Annotated in this window: 17 protein-coding genes; 10 read left to right on the top strand and 7 right to left on the bottom strand. The window is 66.2% G+C overall.

The features are described from left to right. The first annotated feature begins 22 nt into the window (after positions 1–22). A complete protein-coding gene (locus ACZK3J_RS13465; RefSeq protein WP_478475942.1) occupies positions 23–943 on the top strand; it encodes a M14 family metallopeptidase in 921 nt (306 codons plus the stop codon). Between the two features lie 101 nt (positions 944–1044). Here ACZK3J_RS13465 and ACZK3J_RS13460 read toward each other — a convergent pair whose 3' ends face one another. Then, on the bottom strand, positions 1045–1896 hold the full coding sequence (locus tag ACZK3J_RS13460; RefSeq protein WP_478475941.1) for a LysR family transcriptional regulator: 852 nt from the start codon (positions 1894–1896) through the stop codon (positions 1045–1047). A gap of 160 nt (positions 1897–2056) precedes the next feature. Here ACZK3J_RS13460 and ACZK3J_RS13455 point away from each other — a divergent pair, with 160 nt between their 5' ends. Both ACZK3J_RS13455 and ACZK3J_RS13450 read left to right on the top strand, forming a co-directional pair. After that, positions 2057–2410 carry an SMR family transporter gene (locus tag ACZK3J_RS13455; protein ID WP_010485170.1) on the top strand — a complete coding sequence of 118 codons (354 nt, stop codon included), beginning with the start codon at positions 2057–2059 and terminating at the stop codon, positions 2408–2410. After that, complete coding sequence (locus ACZK3J_RS13450) at positions 2410–2733, top strand: DMT family transporter (RefSeq protein ID WP_014037506.1); 324 nt, start codon at positions 2410–2412, stop codon at positions 2731–2733. The genes ACZK3J_RS13455 and ACZK3J_RS13450 overlap by 1 nt, the downstream gene beginning before the upstream one ends. Positions 2734–2858: 125 nt before the next feature. Here ACZK3J_RS13450 and ACZK3J_RS13445 read toward each other — a convergent pair whose 3' ends face one another. From ACZK3J_RS13445 to ACZK3J_RS13435, 3 genes are all read right to left on the bottom strand, one after another. Then, positions 2859–5804 carry a TonB-dependent receptor gene (locus tag ACZK3J_RS13445; RefSeq protein ID WP_478475940.1) on the bottom strand — a complete coding sequence of 982 codons (2946 nt, stop codon included), beginning with the start codon at positions 5802–5804 and terminating at the stop codon, positions 2859–2861. Between the two features lie 69 nt (positions 5805–5873). Then, on the bottom strand, positions 5874–6818 hold the full coding sequence (locus tag ACZK3J_RS13440) for a FecR family protein (protein WP_478475939.1): 945 nt from the start codon (positions 6816–6818) through the stop codon (positions 5874–5876). Next, positions 6815–7333 carry a sigma-70 family RNA polymerase sigma factor gene (locus ACZK3J_RS13435; protein ID WP_005409975.1) on the bottom strand — a complete coding sequence of 173 codons (519 nt, stop codon included), beginning with the start codon at positions 7331–7333 and terminating at the stop codon, positions 6815–6817. Before ACZK3J_RS13435 ends, ACZK3J_RS13440 begins: the two co-directional genes overlap by 4 nt. A 151-nt stretch (positions 7334–7484) precedes the next feature. On the opposite strand from ACZK3J_RS13435, the gene ACZK3J_RS13430 reads away from it, so the two are divergent. Beyond that, entirely contained in the window at positions 7485–7865 is a 381-nt protein-coding gene (locus ACZK3J_RS13430; protein WP_049461510.1) for a VOC family protein, read from the top strand. Positions 7866–8060: 195 nt separating this feature from the next. Next, on the top strand, positions 8061–10040 hold the full coding sequence (gene betT, locus ACZK3J_RS13425) for a choline BCCT transporter BetT (RefSeq protein ID WP_049400600.1): 1980 nt from the start codon (positions 8061–8063) through the stop codon (positions 10038–10040). 98 nt (positions 10041–10138) lie between these two features. Here the strand turns inward: betT and ACZK3J_RS13420 are convergent, their stop codons facing one another. Together ACZK3J_RS13420 and ACZK3J_RS13415 are read right to left on the bottom strand one after the other, a co-directional pair. After that, positions 10139–12763 (bottom strand): TonB-dependent receptor, encoded by a 2625-nt coding sequence (locus tag ACZK3J_RS13420; protein ID WP_478475938.1) that lies wholly within the window; start codon positions 12761–12763, stop codon positions 10139–10141. A 227-nt stretch (positions 12764–12990) separates the two neighbouring features. After that, positions 12991–13968: a zinc-binding dehydrogenase gene (locus ACZK3J_RS13415; RefSeq protein WP_478475937.1), complete on the bottom strand. Its 978-nt coding sequence runs from the start codon at positions 13966–13968 to the stop codon at positions 12991–12993. 433 nt (positions 13969–14401) lie between these two features. Here ACZK3J_RS13415 and ACZK3J_RS13410 point away from each other — a divergent pair, with 433 nt between their 5' ends. The 4 genes from ACZK3J_RS13410 to ACZK3J_RS13395 all read left to right on the top strand — a co-directional run bounded on the left by ACZK3J_RS13410 (position 14402) and on the right by ACZK3J_RS13395 (position 18706). Continuing rightward, positions 14402–16765: a ribonucleoside-diphosphate reductase subunit alpha gene (locus ACZK3J_RS13410; RefSeq protein WP_153855542.1), complete on the top strand. Its 2364-nt coding sequence runs from the start codon at positions 14402–14404 to the stop codon at positions 16763–16765. Between the two features lie 109 nt (positions 16766–16874). Further along, complete coding sequence (locus tag ACZK3J_RS13405) at positions 16875–17915, top strand: ribonucleotide-diphosphate reductase subunit beta (RefSeq protein WP_024957408.1); 1041 nt, start codon at positions 16875–16877, stop codon at positions 17913–17915. After that, positions 17905–18408, top strand: coding sequence for a flavodoxin (locus ACZK3J_RS13400; protein WP_478475936.1), 504 nt, complete (start codon positions 17905–17907; stop codon positions 18406–18408). Before ACZK3J_RS13405 ends, ACZK3J_RS13400 begins: the two co-directional genes overlap by 11 nt. After that, positions 18380–18706, top strand: a complete 327-nt coding sequence (locus ACZK3J_RS13395) for a thioredoxin family protein (protein ID WP_478475935.1) — start codon at positions 18380–18382, stop codon at positions 18704–18706. Before ACZK3J_RS13400 ends, ACZK3J_RS13395 begins: the two co-directional genes overlap by 29 nt. Positions 18707–18830: 124 nt before the next feature. Here the strand turns inward: ACZK3J_RS13395 and ACZK3J_RS13390 are convergent, their stop codons facing one another. Further along, on the bottom strand, positions 18831–20162 hold the full coding sequence (locus tag ACZK3J_RS13390) for an Nramp family divalent metal transporter (protein WP_478475934.1): 1332 nt from the start codon (positions 20160–20162) through the stop codon (positions 18831–18833). 116 nt (positions 20163–20278) lie between these two features. On the opposite strand from ACZK3J_RS13390, the gene mntR reads away from it, so the two are divergent. Then, positions 20279–20749: a manganese-binding transcriptional regulator MntR gene (gene mntR, locus ACZK3J_RS13385; RefSeq protein WP_014647435.1), complete on the top strand. Its 471-nt coding sequence runs from the start codon at positions 20279–20281 to the stop codon at positions 20747–20749. Positions 20750–20784 lie beyond the last annotated feature (35 nt).

Raw genomic sequence — 20784 nt, 5'->3', positions numbered from 1 at the left:
TCCTGACTCGCTGAGATCTGCCATGTCCCAAGCCGCTTTCTACCCCGTCGGAACCCCTGGCCAGCCGTGGGGAGCGGCGGAACGGGAGGCGTGGCGTGGCCGCCAGCAGCGCCTGCGTCGCTATGACGAGGAAGTGCTGCCGCGCATCGAGGCACTGGCTTCGCGCTTCGACAAGGTGGCCTATGGCCAGCTCGACTACGCTGGCGAGACCTACACCCTGTACGCCCTGCGCAGCCGCGACTGGAACCCGGCGCTGCCGGCCGCGCTGGTCACCGGTGGCGTGCATGGCTACGAGACCAGCGGCGTGATGGGCGCGCTGGAGTTTCTCGAAAAGCACGCCGCCGATTACGCCGGCAAGGCCAACCTGTTCGTGGCACCGTGCGTGAATCCTTGGGGCTTCGAGCGCATCAACCGCTGGAATTTCGATGCGATCGACCCGAACCGCAACTTCCGCGCCGACGGCCCGGCCCGCGAGTCGACCGCGCTGATCGAACTGATCGCACCGATCAAGGGCCAGTTCGTGCTGCACATCGACCTGCACGAAACCACCGACAGCGACGAGAGCGAGTTCCGCCCGGCGCTGGCCGCGCGTGACGGCAAGCCGTTCGAGCCGGGCCTGATTCCAGATGGTTTCTACCTGGTGGACGACAGCGAGGCCCCGCAGGCGGCCTTCCAGCAGGCGGTGATCGCCGCGGTGGAGAAGGTCACCCACATCGCGCCGGCCGACGAGAAGGGCGAGATCATCGGTTCGCCGGTGGTGGCGCATGGCGTGATCGAGTACCCGCTGGTGAAGCTGGGCCTGTGCGCCGGCATTAGCGGGGCGAAGTACACCACCACCACCGAGGTCTACCCGGACAGCCCGCGTGCGACCCCACAGCAGTGCAACGACGCACAGGTGGCGGCGGTGTGCTCGGCGCTGGATTACGCGCTGGCCCATCGCTGATCGGTAGTGCCGGCCGCTGGCCGGCAACTGAAAAAGGGGACGGAGGGGATTAAGTCGTTTGTGCCACAAACGACTTAATCCCCTCCGTCCCCTTTTTCGGTTCACCCCAACGCGTCGGCCCACCAGAGTGCGGCTGGGCCTGGCGGCGCGTCGCGGCGCCACAGCAGGTCGCTGTGGATGCGCCGTGGCCAGCCGGGCAGCAGCAGTTCCACCAGCCGCCCGCGGTCGTAGCGCTGTACCAGTGCGCGCGGTAGCTCGGCCCAGCCGAGGCCGTCCTCGGCCATCTCCATCACCATCAGGTAATCGGTTGCGGTCCAGGCCAGGCCGGTGACCACGCGGGATTGATCGACTTCCGCGCTCAGGCGCACCTGTCTATGCCGCGCCAGCTGTGCGGCGGCGCGACGGCCAGCGCTGGCCAGCGGATGCTCGCGCGCCACATACACCGACAGCTCGCTGTGGTGCGCCAGCGGACGTGCCACCAGTCCGTCCGGATAGTGCTCCTGCCGTGGCAGCAGACCCAGCGCGGCGCGTCCGTTGCTCACCAGTTCCAGCACGTCCTCGCCCTCGGCATCCAGCCATTCCAGCTCGATCTCCGGGAATGCCTCGGCGAAGCGTTGCAACACCCGTTGTTCCGGGGCCAGTTGGTAGACGTCGGAGAATGCCACGGTCAAGCGCGGCTCGACCGGTGCGGCCAGGCGTACGCTCAACTGCTGCAGGCGGGCATCGGCAGCCAGGATTTCCTGCGCGTGCCCAAGTACCTGGCGCCCGGCTTCGGTCAGCTGCGGGTAGCGCCCGCTGCGGTCGAACAGGCTCACGCCCAGGTCGGCTTCCAGGTGGGCGATGGCGGTGCTGACCGTCGATTGGGTCTTGCGCAGGCGTCGCGCCGCCGCCGAGAACGAGCCCAGCGCCGCGGCTTCCACGAAGGCCTGCAGGGATTCAGGGGAGTAGGGCATTGATCCATCGCTCCTGTCGATGGAATCCATTTTGATACCACCGTAAAAGGCGATGATACTGGCTTCCGTCGCCCCCGTCTGCGGGGCGTTCCGGACCCTCCACGCTCGGCGTGGATCCATTGATGAGGCGGCGTGGTCCCCGCCCTGCAAGGAGCTTCACATGTCCCGTACTGTTCCCGCCCGTGGCGCGCTGGTCGCCTGGGCCTGCCTGACCGTGGCGATCGTCGCCGAAGTGGTCGGCACCTCGTTCATGGCCCATGCCGCTCGCGATGGCGGCTGGACCGGCTACCTGATCATGGCCGGCGCGCTGGCGCTGTCCTACTTCTTCCTGGCGCAGTCGGTGCGCCGCATCGCCGTGGGCGTGGCCTACGCAGTGTGGGAAGGCCTCGGCCTGACCCTGCTCACTGTGGTCGGCCTCACCGTCTTTGGTGAAAGCCTGTCGCTGCAGCAGCTGGCTGGCCTGGTGCTGGCAGTGGTCGGCATCGTCTGCGTCACCCTCGGGGAGGCGCACTGATGAATACCCTGGCCCTGTTTTTCGTCATCTGTTCTGCGCTGATCGACGTCGCCGCCAACATGATGGTGGCCAAGTCGGAAGGCTTCCGCCGCTGGCGCTGGGGCGTCGCTGCGATCGTCATGGTCTGGATCGCCTTCGCCCTGCTGGGCCAGGCCGTGCGTTACATGGATCTGGCCACCGCCTATGCGATGTGGGGTGCGATCGGCGTGATCGGTACCGCTACCTGCGGCCGCCTGTTGTTCGGCAACCGCCTGCGTCCGATCGGCTGGGTCGGCATTGGTCTGGTTACTGTTGCAGTGCTGCTGCTGAGTACTGCGAAGTGATGCATCGTTGCGCCAACCAAGGTTGGCGCCTACCAGAACCACGGTTGGCACCTTCCAGAGCGTGAGCCGCCGCAAGCAAGCGCCCCGGGGAGGATATCTCCGGGGCGTTGCTGTTTCTGAAGCACTCAGAAGCGTGCGGTGAAGTTCAGCCGCGTGGTGCGCCCCGGGCCCGGCATCAGGCTCATCGCCAGCGTGTCCATGTAGTAGGTGTTGCGCAGGTTGCTGACCACCAGCTCCACTTCGCTGCGCGGCGTGAACTGCCAGCGTGCGTAGAAGTCATAGATCGCGGTCGGCAGGTAGATGTTCTGCAGGCCGGTCGAGCCGGTGGTGTTCCAGGGCTTGTCCAGTTCGTGGGTGGGGCCGCTGTTGTAGATGCGGCGGATGCCGGTATCCAGCCGTTTGTCGAACAGGCGGAAGCCCAGCGTGCTGTGGATCGAGTACTTCGGCGGGTTCTGTGCGTTGACGAACGAGGTGCCGAAGCCGCCGTCCACGCAGTCCGGGGTAGTGTCCAGTTTGCTCCACTTCGCATACGGGTCTTCGCGCAGGCGCTTGGCGGTGGCCGCATCGCAGGTGCGCGCGCGCTGGTAGTAGCTGGCCGACAGGTCGAGGTAGGCGATGCCGGCGTCATAACCGGACTGCAGCTCGTAACCGGACACGGTGTAGTTGTCGACGTTGTCGACGTAGAACGCCCAGTTGCTGGAATCGAAGCGGCGGGTAATGGCATTGTCGATATCGTTCTTGAACCACGCCACCTTGAACGCCAGGCGGTCACCGTTGCGCCACAGGTCCTGCTTGAGCAGGCTGAAGCCGATGTCCCACGAGCGGTTCTTCTCCGGCTTCAGGTCGGCCACCGGTGCCGAGGTGCTGTTGCCCAGCGTCGACTCGAACAGGCTGGGCATCTTCCAGCCCTGCGCGTACTTCACGTAGAAGAACATGTCCTCGTCGAGGTTGAAGCGTGCTTCGGCATAGGGCGCGAAGCCGTGGCCGGAGCGCCGGATCGCCGGCTTGTAGCCCCAGGCAGTGGGAATCTGCTTGGTATAGAAGCCGTTGGCGCCGCGCGGATCGGGAATGAAGCCGTCGAAATCGTAGGCCTGGCCCAGCGTGCTGTCGCCATAGGGCGTGGCGCGCAGCGAGTCGTAGGTGTAGTTGCCCTGTGCATCCGGGTACCACTCCTTGTACCAGCCCGGCAGCAGCTGGCCGCCCTTGCTCAGGCGCGCGAAGGTGTAGCGCAGGCCGCGCGATTCACTGACGAAGGCCACGCGGTTGCGGTCGCGGGTGCGGTAGTCGGTGAAGCGGCCGCCCGCGGTCAGCGACAGCCAGTCCCACGGCTGCCATTGCAGCGAGGCAACGACGCTGGCCTCGCGGCGCGTGCCCGAGCGCAGGTAGCGGTTGTTGTTGAAATCCACCGGCAGCACCGGTGAGTTGGGCGCGGTGTCCTCGTGCTGGAAGGACGCGCCATAGCGCAGCGTCCAGTCGCCCAGATCATTGCTGAAGCGCGTGGTGTTGCTGCTGTCCACGCCCCAGCGCTGGGTCTTCACGTCCGACTGCAGTCCCGGGCCGTAGGTTTCGCCCAGCGTGTCCGGCATCTGGTCGTTGGGCACGTCCTTGAACAGCGGCGTGTTGGCGATGTTGCTGTTGAACATGCGGCTGGTGGCGGTGGTGAACCACAGCGTGCTGCTCAGGTCCAGCCACGGATGTGCCTCGGGCCGGTAGCGGTGGCGCAGCGAGGTGGCGTTGACCCGCATCTTCCCGGGCTCGAACTGGAACATGGTGTTGGCCTTGTCCACGTAGGTCACCCATTCATTGGACTCACCCACGCGTCCGATCGCCGACGGCATGATCTCGCCGAAGCTGGAGTTGAAGTAGCGGTGGCTCAGCTCCAACCGCTGGTCCGGGTTGGGCGTCCAGGTGAATTTCAGCAATGCCGATTCGTTGTCGGTATGCGTGTTGAGCACCTCATCGCCCGGATGGAAGAGCTTGGATACGGCCTGGCTGGACATGCCGGTACCGCCGCTGGACAGGTGCTGGTTGTCGTAGCGATGCGCGCCGTTGCTGCCGGCGAAGAAGTTGCCCTGGCGGCGCCGCGCATAGGCCGCGACCAGCTGCCAGTCTTCGCCACGCTGGGCGAAGGCCACGCTGCCATTCCAGTCGCGCGGGTCGCGCAGGCTGTTGCGGTTGTCGCTGCCGCGCGCGATCTGCTTGAAGGTGCGGGTGCGGTCGATGCTGTTGTCGGCCACACCGCCGCGCACGCGCAGGCCCCAGGTCTGGCCATCGTCGAGGATGTCATCGACCTTCAGCGTCTCCATGTAGACCACGCCGCCGATCGCGCTGGCGGCGTTGGCGGCCAGGCTCGGCCCCTTCTCGATGCTGATCGCGCTGATCAGGTCCGGGTCGAGATAACTGCGCTGCTGCACGCCGGCATAGCCGCGGTACACGTCGATGGCCTGCTGGCCGCCGTCGATGATCACCGGCACCCGGTTCTGGCCCTGCAGGCCGCGGATGTTGACGTCCAGCGCACCGCCGTTGCGAACGTCAGCGGTGTGCACGCCCACCGCACCGGCCAGCACGTCGCCGATCGACTGGCCGCGGAAGCGTTCCAGTTGCTGATGGTCCAGGTGCACGCGGGAGCCGCTGTCACGGTAGACCGCGTCCGCATCGGCCAGCCCCCACGGTGAAGCGCCTTCGCCGGCCTGGCCAGCCACGCGCAGGGTGCCGATCTGGCGTACCCCGGCTTCAGCGGTGGGTGCCGCCTGCAGCACCACACCGCTGGCATCACGCTGGAAGGCCAGGCCGGTGCCGGCCAGCAGCTGCGCCAATGCGGCGTCAGTACCGAGCGTGGCCTGCACGCCGCTGCTGTGGCGGCCGCGGGTCAGGCGTGCGTCGGCGGCGATGGACAGGCCCGATTGCTGGCCGAACGCGGTCAGGGCCTGGTCGAGCGGGCGGGGCGCAATCTGCCAGCGGACCGCGGCGGTCTCCTGTGCATGGACCGAGGCCGGCAGCAGGCACGGGGAGGCCATGACCAGGCACAGCGCGATGGCCAGGGGGCGAGGGGAGGGGCAGGGCAGTTTCATGGGGGCGGCAACATCCGCAATGGGTTCCCTTGTAGTGCCCGGTGAGCGCGCAGAAAGGGAACCGCGATTTCAAAGCGGACGCACGACGGTCCACCACGGCCAGCGCTGCTCGACACGGATCGGCAGGGCGCGGGCCAGCAGATGCAGCGCCTGGGTGCTGTCCAGGCGTGGCAGTACTGCCGTGACTTTCAATGCGGCGAGCGCCGGATCACAGCCAAGATAGCCCTGATGGTGGCGGGCCAGCTCATCGATGACGCGGATCAAAGGCGTGTCCTGTACCTGCAGTCGTCCGTCCTGCCAGTCACCGCGCAGAGGATCGGCAGCGACCGTTGTGAGCCCGCCCATCGGGCCGATCCGCACCGCGCCTCCGGCAGCCACATCCAGCGCCGCACCGAACATCGGCAGGCAGCGCACCACGCCCTCGAACACATCCAGCCGGCTGCCCTGCGCCTCACGACCGACCGCGAAGCGGGTGCCGATCGGCTGCAGGCGTGCGCCCGGCACATGCACGGTCAACGGCTGGCCGGCGAACGCAGGGTGATGGCCGGTCTGCAGCAGCAGCTCGCCACGCAGCAGATGCAGGGCGCGGCGGCCGCTGCCGATGTCGATGGTGACTTCGCTGTCCGCGTTGAGCCACAACTGGCTGCCATCAATCAGCCTCCAGTGCCCGGTGCGCCCGGCAACGGTGCGCTGCGTCTGCAGGCCGCGTTGCGCCTGCAGGCCATGCAGGCCCAGCAGTGAAACCGCGCCGATGCCAAGTGCACCACCGAGGCTGCGCAGAGCCTGCCGGCGACGACGGCCTGCGGTATCCAGCGCGGTGGCGGCGGCCGGCGCCGACAGGGGCGCAAAGGACTGCCAGACCGACTCGACCCGACGCCACGCATCGGCGTGGCCGGCATCAGCCTGCAGCCATGCGCGCCAGCGGTACTGCTCGTCATCAGTCCAGCCCTGCTCGCGCAGCGCGAACCACTCTGCCGCCTGCTCCAGGGCCGGGCCAGCCAATGCCGCACTCATGCCGCCGCGTCGCCGGACAGGCGCAGGCAATGCAGCATCGCCTGCGCCATGTACTTCTTGACCATGCGCTCGGACACGCCCAGTTGTTGGCCGATCTCCGCATAGCCCAGGCCAGATAGTCGTGCCAGCAGGAACGCACGGCGTGGCCGCTCGGCCAGGCCGGACAGCATGTCGGCGATGGCATGCAGCAGCTGCAACGCCTGCGTGCGTTCTTCCGCCGATGGATGCACCGGCTCCGGCTGCGCGGCCAAGGCCGTCAGGTAGGCGCGCTCCAGATCCGCGCGCTGCCAGTGGTTGACCAGCAGGGCGTGCGCGATGGTGCTGAGGTAAGCGCGCGGCAGGCGCAGTTCGGACGGATCGACGCGACGGCTGAGCAGGCGCAGGAAGGTGTCCTGGGTCAGGTCGGCAGCGCAGTCGGCGTTGTGGGTGCGGCGGCGCAGCCAGCCCAGCAGCCAGCCATGGTGTTCGCGGTAGAACCCCGCCAGCGCGGTGCTGGAGGCGGCGGGCACGGCCATCGGCATCGATCATTAATGAGAATGATTCCCATTATAGGGTGATCGAGCGGTGTACGACAAACCCTGCGCACTTGGCAGCAGGCCGGAGGCGTGCATTTGCGATGCCCGCCGCGCTCGCCGACACTGCGGTCTTTCCACAAGGAGTGCCCGCATGTTCAGTCACATCACCGTCGGAACGAACGATATGGACGTCGCGCATCGCTTCTACGATGCCGTGTTCACCGCATTGGGCGCCCGTCCGGGTGTCTTCGATGACAAGGGGCGGCTGGTGTACTTCAAGGACGGCCGCATGTTCATCGTCACCGCACCGATCGATGGGCAGCCGGCGTGCCATGCCAACGGCGGCACGATTGGTTTCACCCTCGACAGCGCCGAGGCGGTGCGTGGCTGGCAGGATGCGGGCGTAAGCCACGGTGGCACCGCCATCGAAGACCCGGCCGGCATCCGCAACATGGCCGGGCGGCAGCTGTTCCTGGCCTACCTGCGCGACCCGGATGGCAACAAGCTGTGCGCGGTGCATGTGATGTCGTGATTGGACAGTACGCGCGTGGCCGCGATGCACGCGGTCCGCGCGCGGCTGCGCTCGCAGGCACGCTTCGGCGCGCGCGTGATAGCACGGAATGGTGGGCCGGGCCTGTGACCGCAGGCCGCAACTTCATGCTCTGTCCACTGCGGTTCAGCCAGAATCGGTCGGCTAACCCTTTGATCTACCGGAGAACGCCGCCCCATGGAAGTACTGGAGCCGCAACAATCCCCGGTGCGCACCCTCCGACCTGTGTTCGCCTTCGCGGCGATCGTTGTCGTGGCGTTCGCGCTGTTTGTCAGCCTGTTCCCGCTCGGTGCGGGCCGCCTTCTGGTCAAGGCGCAGGACTGGGCCGCACTCAATGTCGGCTGGTACTACCTGCTGGCGATGACCCTGTACCTGGTGTTCGTGGTCGGCGTGGCGCTGTCCAAGTACGGTGGCATCAAGCTCGGCGCCGACCATGACGAGCCGGAGTTCAGCTACCTTTCCTGGGCCGGCATGCTGTTCGCCGCCGGCATCAGCATCACCCTGTTCTTCTTCTGCGTTTCCGAACCGCTGACCCACTACCTGCAGCCGCCGCAGGGCGATCCGGCGGCCGGCGAGGCCGGCGCGCGCCAGGCCATGCAGCTGCTGTTCCTGCACTGGGGCCTGCATGGCTGGGGCGTGTTCGCACTCGCGGCGATGGCGATGGCCTACTTCGCCTACCGCCACAACCTGCCGCTGGCCCTGCGTTCGGCGCTGTACCCGCTGATCGGCAAGCGCATCAATGGCCCGATCGGCTATACCGTGGATGCGCTGGGCATTGTCGCCACCGTGTTCGGCATCGGCGCCGACATGGGCTTCGGCGTGCTGCACCTCAACGCTGGCCTGTCGCACCTGTTCAACATCCCGCACTCCAACCTGGTGCAGATCATCCTGGTGGTCAGCATGATGGGCGCGGCGGTGGCCGTGGCCGTTTCAGGCGTGGAGAAGGGCGTGCGCTGGATGGCCAACATCAACATGCTGCTGGCGATCGCGCTGGTGCTGTTCATGCTGTGCGCCGGCCCTACCCAGTATCTGCTCAGCACGCTGATGCAGAACCTGGGCGACTACCTCGGCAGCGTGGTCGGCAAGAGTTTCGACGTGTACGCCTATGGCGGCCGACCGGAATGGCTGGGCGGCTGGACGGTGTTCTACTGGGCCTGGTGGATCGGCTGGGCGCCGTTCGTCGGCCTGTTCATCGCCCGCATCTCGCGTGGCCGCACCATCCGCGAATTCGTGTTCGGCGTGCTGCTGATCCCGCTCGGCTTCACCTTGGCGTGGCTGTCGATCTTCGGCAACAGTGCACTGGACCAGGTGCTGCACCATGGCCAGCAGCAACTGGCGCAACTGGCGGTGGATGATCCACCCACCGTGCTGTATGCCCTGCTGGATGGGTATCCGTGGAGCAAGGCGGTGATCGCGGTGACGGTGTTCGTCAGTTTCATTTTCTTCGTGACATCGGCTGACTCCGGCGCGGTGGTGCTGTCCACGTTGTCCTCGCATGGCGGGGCGCCGGAGGATGATGGCCCGCGTTGGCTGCGTGTGTTCTGGGGCACGGTGATCGCGGTGCTGACCGCCGGGTTGCTGCTGGCCGGCAGCATCGATGCGCTGAAATCGGCGGTGGTGCTGGCGTCGCTGCCGTTTTCGGCGGTGTTGTTGCTGATGATGTGGGGCCTGACCCGCGCCTTCAGTGACGAATCGCACCGCAAGCGCGCGCTGCAGTACCGTCCCTCGCCGCTGATCGGTGACGACCGCCACCACCAGGGCTGGCGCCAGCGCCTGAGCCAGGCCATGCACTTCCCGGTGCGCGACCAGGTCTACCGCTTCATGGACGACACCGTGAAGCCAGCGATGGAGGCGGTGGCCGAGCAGCTGCGCGGGCAGGGCTGGGATGTGGCGACGCGGTTCGAGGCCGGCGACATGGAGTTGACGGTGAATCACGGCGAGCAGCAGGACTTCCTGTACCGGGTGATCCTGAGTGGCTACCTGACGCCGTCGTTCGCCGCGCAGCAGCTGCGCAACCAGCGCTACTACCGCGCTGAAGTGCACCTGTTCGAAGGCAGCCAGGACTACGACCTGGTCGGCTACAGCCGCAAGCAGATCATCAACGACATCATCAGCCAGTACGAACGGCACCTGCAGTTCCTGCACCTGAGCCGCTGATGCACGACCGCCGGGCTTGCCCCGGCGGTCAGTGGTAGTGCCGGCCGCTGGCCGGCAGCACAATTGGGGCGGCGCATCACCGCCGCCCCGATATCGCATCAGAACCGGTAGCGCGCCCCCAGCGAGACGAACTGCCCGCGCAGGTTGTACTGGCTGATGTCGAAGCCATTGGAGCCACCGGCCGGGTCGAACGGCGGGTCCTTGTCGGTCAGGTTCAGCACCGACAGCGACAGCGTGGTGTTGGGAATACCTTCGTAGGCGACGTAAAGATCCAGCTGGTGATACGGCTTGATGCGGTCACGCAGCCCCGGGTTGCTGGTGACCGTCGCCACACGCTGGTCGTAGCCACTCACGTACTGCAGGCTCAGCGTGCTGCTCCAGTCGCCCACCGCCCAGTTCAGCGAGGTGGTGCCGCGGGTGCGCGGCAGTGCGCCGTGGCGGTTGTTGCCTGCACCGTCATAGGGCGCCTGGCCGGCCACCAGCGGCTGCTTGAAGCTGAGCAGGTGGGTCCAGCTGCCGGCGACGGTGAAGTTGCCCCAACCGTCGGTGCGGAAGGTACGGCTGGCGTCCAGGTCCAGCCCCGAGGTGGTCAGTTCGCCCTGGTTGGCGTACTGGTTGGTGATGAACTGGATGCGTCCGTTCTCGCGTTGTACGCGGCCCGGGAACAGGGTCGGGTTGTCGACGATGAACTGCGCACTGTCAGGCTTGACCAGGTTGTCCTGTTCGATGCGGTACCAGTCCAGGCCGATGCTGGTATCGCCATCCGGCGACCACACCGCACCCACGTTGAAGTTACGCGAGCGCTCGGCCTTCAGGTCCGGGTTGCCGGTGCGGATGTTGGTCACGCCGCGGCTGCCACCCGGTTGCAGTGGGTCGAACGGATCGATCACCGAGCCGTAGCTGACGGTCTGGCCCGGCGCGATCTCCGGCAGCGACGGCGCACGGAAGCCACGCGAGAACGAGCCGCGCAGCAGCAGGCTGTCCAGCGGCTGCCAGCGCAATGCCACCTTCGGCGAGAACGCCTTGCCGAAGTCGTCGTAGCGGTCGCCGCGACCGGCCAGCTGCAGTTCCAGCGTGCGGTGCAGCGGCACGCTCAGTTCGGCGTAGGCGGCACTGACCTGGCGCTCGCCGTTGACCACGTTGATGGCCGGGCGCAGCTCGGTACCCGACAGCACCTGTGCGCTGGTGCGCGCATCCAATGATTCCTTGCGGAACTCGGCGCCCCAGGCGAAGCCGACTGCACCGGCCGGCAGCTCCCACAGCGTGGTCGACGCCTTTACGTTCAACGAGTGCAGCTTGTACCAGCCCGGACGCTTGGTCTGCAGGCGCAGTGCATCCAGCGCCCCCGGCGTGCTGGACGGGTTGAGGAAGTTGTAGCTGCCATCGCGCAGGATCTGCTCGAAGGCGTAGCGGTTGACGAAGTTGTCGACGTACTCGCGCTGTGCACTCTGCGAGGTCAGCGCTGCCACTTCCCAGTCCCAGCGCTCGCCACTGCCACGCACCCCGGCCAGGGCACGGTAGAACACCTGGGTGTTGTCCTTCAGGCGCGGGCCGAGATCGAAGAAGGTGTACTCGAACGGCAGCGGCGTGCTGCCCGGGTTGTTCGGGTGGCCGACCGGCAGCACCGCCGGCACATCGATCAGGGTGCCGCTGGCCGGGTTGTAGGCACGCAGGCCCGGCCCGACGGTCAGTGGCGCGCTGAAGATCTGGTCGGCCTTGTTGTGGCTGTACAGCACATCGGCGAAGGCCTCGACGCTGTCATTGAATCGGTAGGTCGCACTCAGCGACGCCTGCAGGCGCTCGGCGCCGGGCTGCAGGGTCTTGAACGGCTGCGCATTGAAGGCGCAGGCCTGGCCGGGCAGGGTGCTGCCGAAGTCGCTGTACGGGCGCAGCTGGCTGCCGTCGGGGCAGTTGGCGAACGGTTGCGGCGCACGCGGGTTGCTCAGCCAGTTGCCACCGGCAGTGGACCACCCGGCCAGGCGACCACCGGGCTTGTCGCGGAAATCGCCGCTGCGGGTATAGGCACGGTCATCGCCATCGAGGCGGTCGCGCTTGAGCAGATCCAGCCCGAACAGCACGTTCCAGCCCTGCTGTTCCAGATCACCGAAGCCGGCCAGCAGGTTGGCCTTGCGTTCGTTCAGGCCGCCCTGGGTGGCGGTACCGAAGCCGCCGCCGACTTCCACGCCCTGGAAGTTCCTGCGCAGGATGATGTTGATGACGCCGGCGATGGCGTCGGAGCCGTACACCGCCGAGGCGCCATCCTTCAGCACTTCGATGCGCTCGACCGCACTGATCGGCAGTGCGTTGAGGTCGACGAAGGTGTCCTGGGTATTGAGTGCGAAGCCGAAGTTGGACACCCGATAGCCGTTGACCAGCACCAGCGTGTTCTTCGGCGACAGGCCGCGCAGGCCGATTGATGCAGAACCGGCGGCGAAGCTGCCGGTGTACTGCTCGTCGAAGCTGTTGCCGGCATTGGCCGACAGGTTGCGCAGCACGTCGGTGAGGGTGGAACGACCGGTCTGTTCGATCTGTTCGCGGCTCACGATCTGCACGGGGTTGGGCCCGGCGGTATCGCTGCGCTTGATGTTGGAGCCGGTCACCAGCACGGTGCCGAGGGTGGTGCTGTCCTTGCCGGTGTCGGCGGTTTCAGCGGCGCCGGCAGTGCCGGCGGTGAGTCCCAGCGCGATCGCGCCGGCAAGCAGGTTCAGGGTGGTGCGGTACATGGAAGCGACAACGCCGAACGGGGGAGGAGCCGTCAGTACCGCACGCAGCCACGTGCGCCTTCCAATGACGAAAGCGCATTCAGTTATACATCACAGGTTCTTAACGAAAGTCTGTGGCCTCGGTGGGGCGGTCTGTGCTTCGGTGGGTGCGGACCGTTGGTCCGCACTCCTGCTGCGGGTCAGATCCCTTTCCAACGGAAAGGGATCCGACCCCGGTTGTCCGGCCATCAAGGCCGCAGCAGCACCTTGCCGTTGCGGCCCGAACCCGCACCGGCCTTTGCTGCCTGGGCGATGTCGTCCAGTGCGAAGATCTGCTCCACCGGCAGGGTCAGTTCGCCGCTCGCCGCGCGCTTCAGCAGTTCGCCAACCAGCCGGCGCTTGTCCTCCACCGCCATCGCCTGGCTGACCTTGCTGCCCCAGAAACCCTTCACCGTGGCTTCCTTGTAGATCAGGCCGCCGGCGGGAATGCGCATGGGTTCGCCGCTCATCACACCGAACGACACCAGGGTGCCGTGGTGGCCAAGCAGGTCGACCAGATCGCCGCTGGCGTCGCCGCCGATGGAATCCACCGCGGCCGCGGCCTGCGCTTCGCCGGTCGCCTCACGCACGCGATCCTTCCAGCCGTCCACCGAGGTGTCGAACACATGATCGATGCCCAGCGCTTTCAACTGTGCGACCGCATCGGCATTGCGCACCAGGTTGGCCACATGCACGCCACGCGCCCGCGCCAGCATCGCCAGCGATTTGCCCACCGCGCCGTTGGCGGTGTTCTGCACGATCCACTGGCCTGCTTCGACGTGCAGGAATTCCAGCAGCATCAGCGCGCTCAGCGGCATGGCGATCAGCTGCGCGGCCATTTCGTCCGGGATCGCCTCCGGCATCGGAATCACCATGCGTGCAGGTGCGATGAAGGCCTCGGCCCAGGTGCCGTGCACCGAGGCGGCGGCAACCCGCTGGCCGATCTGCAGGCCGTCGACGCCGTCGCCAAGTGCATCGACCACGCCCAGTGCTTCACTACCCCCGATCGCCGGCAGCGTCGGCTTGTAGCCGTAGAGGCCACGCACGGTCAGCAGGTCGTGATTGTGGATCGAGGCCAGCACGGTGCGGATGCGCACTTCGCCGGGGCCGGGCTCGGGCAGGGCGGCATCGGCAATGGCGAGGACGTCGGCCGGGTCGCCGAAGGTGGGGTACTGGGCAGCGCGCATGGGCGGTGTTCCGGGGAAAGTTGATGTTGTACCGAACTGGGGACGCAGGCGTTGTCGACAAGGCGTCGCAGGTGCAACACGGCATCCTGCGACTGATCGTCGCGACATGTGCTGATTACCGCATCTTGTGTTGACGGGTTGGAATATCCCCACTATGTTGTGTCCGTCACTCCCGGTCAGCCGCCGCCGCCGGACATGCAGCAAACGTCCCGCGGCCCGCCCCTGAAGGCTTGCCGTGTCGACGCGGCCGCCATCGAGCGGACCCAGATCGCCCCCACGGCCCGGATACCGGCCGCAGGCGCAGGCTGTTGCCGACGATCTGGTGTTCCCGCGCTTTGGCATCCCACCCCGACCGCCCCGTGCGCCGGTATCGCGTGCAGGGCCGCCATGGCATCGACCGCCAACGCGCGTGCGAGCCTGGAGTTTCACCACCATGACCGACAGTACCTTCCGCGTGGCCGATCTGGCCGGCGCCGGCGACGCCTTGCGCGCCGGTGGCGAGCGCGTGCCGACCTGGATCACCAAGGAGGCCGGCAACCGTCGCCTGCCGTTCGAGGCCGAGCGCCTGCAGCGCAGCATCGATGCCGTGCATGCCGAGTTCCCGCAGCTGGATGTGAGCGACTACCGCCGCGTGGTGCAGGCGATGGTCGAACGCAAACCGAGCATCAGCGCCGATGACCTGGTCGATCTGCTGATCCGCGAGGCCGAGTCGCGGGTGGACCTGGTCGCGCCGGAGTGGGAACAGTTTGCCGCGCGCATCTACCTGCGCCGCCTGTACAAGCGCGCCAGCCGCAACCGCTTCTACGACGTTGGACTGAAGTACGGTTCCTACGTGGGCCTGCAGGAAAGCCTGGCCGACCGCGGCATCTACAGCAACGACATCCTGCGCTGCTATTCCAAGGAAGAGCTGCAGCAGGCCGGCGAGATGATCGACCCGGAACGGGACCGCCTGTTCGCCTACAACGGCCTGTACCTGCTGGCCACGCGCTACCTGGCCAGCGACCGCAGCCGCGAGGTCTATGAACTGCCGCAGGAGCGCTGGCTGACCATCGCGCTGTACCTGATGCAGGAGGAAAAGCCGCGCGAGCGGCGCATGCAGCTGGTCGGTGAGGCGTACTGGGCGCTGTCGAACCTGTACATGACGGTGGCCACACCGACCCTGGCCAATGCCGGCAAGGTGGGCGGGCAGTTGTCGAGCTGCTTCATCGACACGGTGGACGACAGCCTGCAGGGCATCTATGACTCCAACACCGATATCGCCCGTGTTTCGAAACACGGCGGCGGCGTTGGTGCCTATCTGGGCTATGTGCGCAGCAGCGGCGCGCCGATCCGTGGCGTGGCCAATTCCTCCGGTGGCGTGGTGCCGTGGATCAAGCAGCTCAACAACACGGCGGTGTCGGTTGATCAGCTCGGCCAGCGCAAGGGTGCAGTGGCGGTGTACCTGGACATCTGGCACCGCGATATCGAAGCCTTCATGGACCTGCGCCTCAACAACGGCGACCAGCGCCTGCGCGCGCACGATGTGTTCACCTCGGTGTGCGTGCCCGACCTGTTCATGGAAGCGGTCGAACGTCGCGCCGACTGGTACCTGTTCGACCCGCACGAGGTGAAGCAGGCCAAGGGCTGGTACCTGCAGGACTTCTACGACGAGAAGCGTGGTTCTGGCAGCTTCCGTGACCGCTACGCCGAGCTCGTGGCCGATGAGCGCATCAGCCGCCGCACGGTGAAGGCCATCGATCTGTTCAAGCGGATCATGCTCAGCCAGCTGGAGACCGGCAACCCGTTCCTGTTCTACCGCGACGAGGTCAACCGCCGGAACCCGAACAAGCACGCGGGCATGATCTATTCCAGCAACCTGTGCACCGAGATCCTGCAGAACATGAGCCCGACGCGGATGATCCAGGAGATCGTCAGCGGCGACCAGATCGTGACTACGCGCCGCGCAGGTGACTTCGTGGTCTGCAACCTGTCCTCGATCAACCTGGGGCGTGCGATCAGTGCGCCGGATGACCTGCTGGCCACCGACGTGCTGGAGCGCCTGATCCCGATCCAGGTGCGCATGCTCGACAACGTGATCGACCTCAACGCATTGCCGGTGCCGCAGGCCACCATCACCAACCGCAAGTACCGTGCCATCGGCCTGGGCACGTTCGGCTGGCACCACCTGCTGGCGCAGCAGGCGATCCAGTGGGAATCGCCGGATGCCGAAGCGCTGGCCGACCGCCTCTACGAGCGCATCAACTTCCTGACCATCCAGGCCAGCGCGCAGCTGGCGAAGGAAAAGGGCAGCTACCCGATGTTCGCCGGCAGCGACTGGCACAACGGCCGCTACTTCAGTGACCGCGACTACAGCGGCGCGGCCTGGGACAGCCTGGCCCGCGAGGTCGCCACGCACGGCCTGCGCAACGGTTGGCTGCTGGCGGTGGCGCCGAACATGAGCACCGCGCAGATTGCCGGTTCCACCGCCTCCATCGACCCGATCTACAGCGCGTTCTACTACGAGGAAAAGAAGGATTTCCGGCGTCCGGTGGCTGCACCGGGCCTGTCGCTGGAGACCTGGCCGTACTACGAGAAGGGTGCCTACAAGGTCGACCAGTTCGCCAGCGTGCGCCAGAACGCACGCCGCCAGCGCCACGTCGACCAGTCGATCAGCTTCAACCTGTACGTGCCGAGCACCATCCGCGCCAGCACGCTGCTGGAGCTGCATCTGAGCGCCTGGCGCGAGGGCCTGAAGACCACCTACTACGTGCGCTCCAACGACATCGACATCAGCGAATGCGAGTGGTGCTCCAGCTGACCACCGGCGACCCACGGTAGTGCCGGCCGCTGGCCGGCAACCCCGCGATCCATGGTAGTGCCGGCCGCTGGCCGGCAACACGATAGAAAGAGAACGAAGGCAGAAAACCATGGCAACCCCCCTCGACCGCATCAAGATCCTCGAACCGCGCCATCCCAACCGCAGCACCGGCATCATCAACGGCCGCACCAGCGGCATCCTCAACTGGAACGACATTCCGTACCCGTCGTTCTATCGGGCCTACAAGGAGCTGTCGACCAACTTCTGGATTCCCGACGAGGTCGACATGAAGCTCGATGCCCGCCAGTACGGCGAGCTCAACGCACGCGAAAAGAACGCCTACGACTCGATCATCGGCCTGCTCGCCACGCTCGACTCACCGCAGACCCGCTTCATCTACAACGTGGCCGAGTACATTACCGACCCAGCGGCGCATGCCAATGCAGCGATCATCGGCCAGCAGGAAGTGATCCACAACGAGAGCTACAGCTACGTGCTGGCCTCGATCACCGACCTGCCGAACCAGAACCGCATCTTCGAGATCGCCCGCACCCACCCGACCATCATCAAGCGCAACGCACCGATCATGGGCGCGTATGACGACTTCATGCGCGAGAAGACCGCCGAGACCCTGCTGAAGTCGCTGATCCAGTCCTCGATCCTGGAAGGCATCAACTTCTATTCCGGTTTCGCCTACTTCTACAACATGGTGCGGCAGAACCGCATGAACGGCACCGGCAAGATCATCAGCTTCATCAACCGCGACGAGCTGGCGCATACCAAGTTCATCAGCGAGTTGATCCGCGCCATCATCGGCGAGAACCCTGAGCTGCAGACCAACGAGCTGACCGCCTACGTGCACCAATCATTCGAACACGCGATCGAGCTGGAGACGCAGTGGTCGTCGGAGGTGCTGGACGGTATCGACGGCATCGACGTGGACGAGATGGTGCGCTACGTGAAGTACCGCGCCAACAAGATGGCCGGCATGCTCGGCATCGAGCGCCTGTACAGCGACACCACCGACAACGTGATGCCGTGGATCAAGGCCTACGCCGACAACTTCACCGAAACCAAGACCGACTTCTTCGAGATGCGCAATGCAAGTTACAAGAAGACCAACGTCGACAACGGCTTCGATGACCTCTGAGCCCAGCGAAGCGCTGAGCATCCTGCTGGTGGTGGCCTCGTTGAGTGGCAACACCCGCGAGCTCGGCCGGCAGATTGCCGAGCGTTGCCGCGCAGCGGGCCATGCGGTGCACTGGCAGGAGGCCGACGACCCGCGCCAGGCGCCGCCTCTGGCCGCCGATGAGGCCGACCTGGTGCTGCTGGGCTGCTGGACCGACAACGCCGGCCGCACGCCGGCGGAGATGAAGGCGTGGGTGGCCGGTATTACGGAGCGCGGCGAGCGGCCACGGCAGCTGGCGGTGTTCGGTACCGGCGAAACGCAGTGGGGGCAGGAGTACTACTGCGGCGCCGTGCACCGGCTGATCCGCTACTTCCACAGCGACTACCCGCCGCTGGAGATCGAACAGATGCCGCATGGCGTTCGCCATGCCGCGGCCATCGAGGCCTGGACCGACGCGGTCCTGGCCCATTACTGGAGCAACACCGATGAAGATCATCGACGCCACCACGCCTGAGCAGTTCCAGCAGCTGCTGGCCGAACACCGGCGGGTGCTGGTGGATTTCCACAAGGACCAGTGCCCGGGGTGCCGGATGCTGGAGATGTCGCTGCACCGCGTGGCCAACAGCGTGGCGGGGCAGGGTACGACCCTGCTGCGCGTGCAGCTGGAAGTGCTGGGTGAAGCGTTCTTCAGGGGACTGGGGTTGCGGCAGACGCCGACGCTGTCCCTGTTCCGTGACGGCGACGAACGCACCCGCCTGGCCGGGTTCCAGTCGCCGCAGCAGATTGAAGCCGCCATTGCGCTGTATCTGTAGAGTCGAGCGATGCTCGACTGCTGTTCGCGCGGTGATGGAATGAGTCGAGCATGGCTCGACTCTACAAAGGCATCCACGCATGGCGTGGATCTACTTGGGGCAGGACCGAGCCCGGCGTTTGGCATTACCCGCCGCTGAAGGTATCCACCAGCAGCTTCACGTTCAACACCACGATCACCAGTGCGATCACCCAGGCGATGCTGCCCAGCCAGCGCGGGGCCACCAGCGCGCCCATCGTCACTTTGTCGGTCACGATCCGCACCAGCGGAATGATCGCGAACGGCAGCTGCATCGACAGCACCACCTGGCTCAGCACCAGCAGCTTTACCGCGCCCTGGTCGCCAAACAGCATGATCACCACCACCACCGGAATGATCGCCAGCGCCCGCGTGATCAACCGCCGCAGCCACGGCGGCAGGCGCAGGTGCAGGAAGCCTTCCATCACGATCTGGCCGGCCAGCGTGGCGGTCACCGTTGAATTCAGGCCCGAGGCCAACAGGGCAATCGCAAACAGTGTCGCCGCCGCGCCTACGCCGAGCATCGGCGCCAGCAGCTGGTGCGCCTGCTCGATGTCTTCCACATCAAATCGGCCATTGGCATGGAACACCGCCGCCGCCAGGATCAGTATGCTGGCGTTGATGAACAGTGCCAGGGTCAGTGCAAGGGTGCTGTCGGTCACTGCCCAGCGCAGCGCGCTGCGTCGGCCTTCATCGGTGCGCGGGTAGGCACGGGTCTGCACGATGGACGAGTGCAGATAGAGATTGTGCGGCATCACCGTGGCACCAATGATGCCGATGGCGATGTACAGCGCGTGCGGATCAGTTACCACCTGCGCGCGCGGAATGAAACCGCCCAGCACTTCCATCACCGGCGGTGCGGCCAGCGCGATCTGCACCATGAAGCAGGCGAAGATCACCATCAGCAATGCGATCACGAAGGCTTCCAGCGCACGGAAACCGCGGTTCATCAGCAGCAGCACCAGCAGCGTGTCCAAGGCGGTGATCACCGCGCCCCACAGCAACGGCAGGTCGAACAGCAGCTTCAGCGCGATCGCGGTGCCGATCACCTCGGCCAGGTCGCAGGCGATGATCGCCGCCTCGCACAGCGCCCATAACGCCAGGTTCACCGGCTTCGGGTAGCGGGCACGGCAGGCCTGGGCCAGGTCCATGCCGGTAGCGATGCCGAGCCGCGCCGACAGCGCCTGCAGGGTCACCGCCATCAGGTTGGAGATGAGGATGACCGACAGCAGCAGGTAACCGAAGCGCGAACCGCCGGCGAGGTCGGTGGCCCAGTTGCCCGGGTCCATGTAGCCGACCGAAATCATGTAGCCCGGGCCGAGGAAGGCCAGCAGGCGGAACCACCAGTGGCCCTTGTCGGGCACCGCCACCGAGGCGTTGAGCGCACCCAGGCTGGCCTGAGTGGAGGCCGAAGGGTCGCGGGGTGCCAGGGTGTTCATGGCTCCGAATATAGCTCCTGCTATAGTCATTAGCAATGTGAAACAATCGTCTTTATCGCGTTACTGGTCCAGAATTCAGGTTCAACACCGGAACAACCGGAAGGACAGGCGCAGGCGTGGGCAAGACCGACGATTCGACATCGCTGAAAAGCACCCCCTTGATCGAGGCCGAGCGCCAGGTCGAGAGCTTCCGGCAAGTGCGCGAGGCGCACCGGATGGAGCTGGTGGAGGACTATGTCGAGCTGATCTCGGACCTGCTGGCCGACGGCGGCGAGGCCCGCCAGGTCGACATCGCCACGCGCCTGGGTGTGGCCCAGCCCACCGTGGCGAAGATGCTGCGGCGGCTGGCCCGCGACGGTTGGGTGGTGCAGCGTCCATATCGTGGCGTGTTCCTGACCCCGGAAGGCGAGGCGCTGGCGCATGCCAGCCGCCAGCGGCATCAGACCGTGGAGCGTTTCCTGCTGGCGCTGGGCGTGGACGCGGATACCGCGCGGCGCGATGCCGAGGGTATCGAGCACCATGTAAGCGAGCAGACGCTGGCGTTGTTCGAAGCGTTCGTGCGCAAGGCCGAGGGCGAGGCGCCGTAACGGTAGCGCCGGGCCATGCCCGGCGGCCGTAATGT

It is taken from the genome of Stenotrophomonas sp. 86428_Sma, assembly GCF_056481585.1.
This window is presented reverse-complemented; position numbering and strand designations above follow the sequence as displayed.